Source organism: Erythrobacter westpacificensis (genome assembly GCF_039542285.1).
In the GTDB taxonomy this organism is placed as follows: Bacteria; Pseudomonadota; Alphaproteobacteria; order Sphingomonadales; family Sphingomonadaceae; genus Alteraurantiacibacter; species Alteraurantiacibacter westpacificensis.
The window spans coordinates 1-3,272 of the sequence record NZ_BAABHV010000012.1 but is presented as its reverse complement, the minus strand read 5'-3'; the positions used below and the strand labels follow the sequence as shown (position 1 = coordinate 3,272).

The following is a 3,272-nucleotide window of genomic DNA, read 5'->3' as shown; positions in this document are numbered from 1 at the left end:
CAGCAGCCGCCTGATCGGCGCAGAGCGACAGCCTACCTCTGACTGCCGCCAATCTTTGCAACAGAGCCGCCTGGGCGGCTCTATCGGGGTGCTGGCATCGCCGGCACACTGCGCGCCAGGCACAGCCAGGCGCGCTCAATCATGCCGCCGATCGCGCGCATGATCGTTCAGAGATTAGGGCCGGAATGATCCGCTGTGCGGATCCTCCGTCATCATTGCCTTAGCCCTGATTGTTACCCGAACGGGCCGAAACTGTTTGCAGGTTCGGTGAGGTTGGCGGCTCTGCCGCCTAGCGAATAAAGCAGGTTCACGGCTTCAGAGTAGGTTCGATGCTCTCAACGCTCCCGCTCATCCTCGCGGCTCGATTTGTCGGCTGAAGAACGCACCGGATCGGATCGGCCTGCCTGTCGATCTGTCTCACCGCGCCCTGTGTCTCGCTGGCGTTGCAGCTCGCGGTCCACTGCGGCCCCGATAGTGGCGAGGCGTTGAAGGGGCTGCATCCCCTGCATGTCGCGCACTGGAATCTGATTGGTCCGCGCCTCATCCAGCTTGCGCTGAAAATTATCAGGATTGGCAATGTCCTTGGTCAGCGCAAGGATTCGCGCGGCCTTCTCCCGCTCGGATTCCGGCGCGTCGGCAAGGCCCTTCTCGGCTTGTTTGACAGCCAATTGCGCTACATTGCCATGTTCGCGTTTCAGGTCGTCCAGTGACAGGAATGGCCCAAGCTGGGCTGGCCCTGATCCGCGCCCCTGCAACACCTGTATCTGCTCAAGGAGCAAATTGGTGTCGCGCTCGGCAATGATGCCGTGCTTGTGAAGGATCGGCGTAATCCGTTCTACTTCGCGCTGGATGAAGGCCGCTTCCTGCGGTGTGAACGGGCGGTTGCGTTCCTGCTCGACCAGAGCGCGGGCGCGCGGTTCGTCGGCTTCAGGCGTTCGGGACAGGTCGAAACGCTGGATCGCCTCGCCGCCCCTGCGATAGATCGTGAGACTATCGGCAAGGCGGTTGTCCTGAATCCGGTCCAGGGTGTCGAGCATACCGCGCAAGGCGTTCTGGTGGGCTTCGGGCGCGGTCATGCGGCCGACCCCGCGCGCTTCCTTCTGCGCTGCATAACGCTGCATGATGCCTAGCGCGGACATTTCCGGGCTAACAGCGAGCGCCCGCGCATCGGTCGTGTAACCTGCCTCACGGAACTGTTGCAGGGTGGCTGCGACCGTTTCCGCATTCCGCATGGTTCCTTCGACCATGACGTTCACCCCGCGCTGGGCGGCGTCTGCGATGGCTTTTTCAACCAGGCGTCCTGAATCGCGGTCGGTATAGAATGCCGCCGTCTGATCGTCGGCGCGCTGCAATCCTTTGTAGTGAGGCAGGTATGAGCGCAGATCATCACCGATGATCTTGGCCAAGCCGCCTTGGCCGGAAAATTCGCGCTCCGCCGCTTTCTGCATTGGAGTTTTACCCGATCCGGGCTGGCCACCCAGGACAACGGCTGTGGGCCGTTCAACGGGCTGGGCGTTCGCAAAAAGGCGGGGCGCGACACGCGCCTCATAGATGCCCTGCAATTCATCAGGCGCAAGGCTGTGCTTTTCGGGGTCGCGTTCCATGCGGCTGCTCAAGCCGCTACGGCAAGAGCCTCTGCCGCGTCACGCGCGCGGACCATTGCGCTGTATTCGAGCAACACCTGTTGCACGTTAGCGGAGTCGGTGACGTTCAGAGAGTGCATAACCGCTGTGGCCTGATCGGTCCGCATTTCGAGCCAGGCGATGCGGGCGGCATTTGGAGCCGGGGACTTTTCCTCAAGCCAAATCTGCTCGCTATAGCCAGCGATCACGTCATTGATGGCCTCAAGCGCCGCCTCGTAGGCAATCGCCTGATCCTGGGTCCACAAGGGGTATTGGGTGCCATCTGTCGTCATGTCGTCACCTTATAGCACTGGATGCTGAACGAATAAAGAACATAGCTGTTGGCCAGTAGTGTTCGCTGGTCATCGACCCGAACAGCGAACATCTGCTGGCCAATATCGGTTCCACCGCAGAACCGTGCCGGTGGCGAGCATGGCGCAGGAAAGATCGCGGCCATCGGCCAGCTCGCAGAACGCTCCGGTGCGGCTTCCTCCGGCTGATCCGGTGGACCGGCAGCGCATGGCAGGTGCGCTGACGCGAATGTGGGCGTATTGCGCGCCGGAAAAGCGATAAGTGCCGCGTGAACCGCCAAGCAGAGTGACCAGAGCGGTGGTTGCCGACTGCCCGGATGCCTTTGGGCATGGCTGACCAGGACGGCAAGATTCGTCGCGTTCGCGGGCCGCTATGCCGGCGATGCGAACGCGCGGGCCTTCCGCGCACCAAACAGGTCCGTCGCCATCTGCGACAAGGGTAGGGGTGCAGGCGAACAGGAGGCCAGCGGCGATGATTTGCGCGGGCATGGGTCAGCTCCCGCGAAGCGCGGAAATGAGGAACATGACGCCGCCAGCCAACATGCCAAGCTGGGCCAGGAGCAACAGCGAAGCCTCGGCCCACAAGAGAAGATCGCGGCCCTGCGGAGAAGCATCGTTGCCCTCGTTAAAATCGCGGCGCATTCGTGTTTCTCCGGGTCAGGGGTAAAAAGTCTGGTGAACAGCCGATTTACTATAGGTCACAACGTCCATTTATTGTCTTAGGACTATTTCCGATAGAATGGAAGCCGCGCCTAGTTCTGATCCGCCAGCAGGCGATTGCCCTGATCCGAAAGAGGATTGGGCGGGTGCGGTGGCGTGGCATGATGAGTTACGCAGAAACGTGCAGGCCAGCCACGCGATGCGATACATCGAAGATCGTGCCCAGGAACGGCGACGGTGGAACGAGCAATGGGCCGCGATAATGACCGGCGGAGCATCCCCATGTCCGCCTGCGGCAGCTCCCCGTCGCCTGTCGGTCCTGAAACAGTTGGCGAGCGCCTTCAAGGCGCTCGCCCGCCGCTAAATCCATTCCGGCGCGCCCCGGCCCTTGTGGCTGGGGCGCGCCGCGCGGGGGGGGCGAAAGGCTCATTCAATGGCCCTGAAATATGCGGCTTCGCGCTTGTCGTTCACGATTTCGGGGAATGCGGCGTCCGGGTTCATGGTGAAGCGGTAGCGGACCATTTCCACGGGCCTGCCATAGCGGTCATATTCGATATGGCTGTCCTCGGTGGCAACGGCGTTGCCGTATGGTGTGCCGTGGATGCGCTGGCTCTGTTGCAAACATGGGGCACGGCCGCGCGGCGTCACCCAGTTGGGGGATTAGGCAGCATTGGCGAAA

5 protein-coding genes are annotated in these 3,272 nt (G+C 61.9%); all 5 read right to left on the bottom strand.

Translation table 11 applies throughout. The annotated features are described in order from the left end of the window. Window positions 1-335: 335 nt before the first annotated feature. The 5 genes from ABFX23_RS10770 to ABFX23_RS10750 all read right to left on the bottom strand — a co-directional run bounded on the left by ABFX23_RS10770 (window position 336) and on the right by ABFX23_RS10750 (window position 3,214). Entirely contained in the window at window positions 336-1,604 is a 1,269-nt protein-coding gene (locus tag ABFX23_RS10770; protein WP_290488941.1) for a zeta toxin family protein, read from the bottom strand. An 8-nt stretch (window positions 1,605-1,612) separates the two neighbouring features. Further along, window positions 1,613-1,915 carry a hypothetical protein gene (locus tag ABFX23_RS10765; RefSeq protein ID WP_290488939.1) on the bottom strand — a complete coding sequence of 101 codons (303 nt, stop codon included), beginning with the start codon at window positions 1,913-1,915 and terminating at the stop codon, window positions 1,613-1,615. Window positions 1,916-1,984: 69 nt separating this feature from the next. Then, entirely contained in the window at window positions 1,985-2,422 is a 438-nt protein-coding gene (locus ABFX23_RS10760; RefSeq protein WP_305960162.1) for a hypothetical protein, read from the bottom strand. Window positions 2,423-2,425: 3 nt separating this feature from the next. Further along, entirely contained in the window at window positions 2,426-2,575 is a 150-nt protein-coding gene (locus tag ABFX23_RS10755) for a hypothetical protein (protein WP_305960161.1), read from the bottom strand. Window positions 2,576-3,019: 444 nt separating this feature from the next. Beyond that, complete coding sequence (locus ABFX23_RS10750) at window positions 3,020-3,214, bottom strand: hypothetical protein (protein WP_346033064.1); 195 nt, start codon at window positions 3,212-3,214, stop codon at window positions 3,020-3,022. Window positions 3,215-3,272 lie beyond the last annotated feature (58 nt).

Bases quoted from the DNA above. Each gene is read 5' to 3' on its own strand.
- ABFX23_RS10770 (WP_290488941.1), bottom strand. From the start codon at position 1,604: ATGGAACGCGACCCCGAAAAGCACAGCCTTGCGCCTGATGAATTGCAG.
- ABFX23_RS10765 (WP_290488939.1), bottom strand. From the start codon at position 1,915: ATGACGACAGATGGCACCCAATACCCCTTGTGGACCCAGGATCAGGCG.
- ABFX23_RS10760 (WP_305960162.1), bottom strand. From the start codon at position 2,422: ATGCCCGCGCAAATCATCGCCGCTGGCCTCCTGTTCGCCTGCACCCCT.
- ABFX23_RS10755 (WP_305960161.1), bottom strand. From the start codon at position 2,575: ATGCGCCGCGATTTTAACGAGGGCAACGATGCTTCTCCGCAGGGCCGC.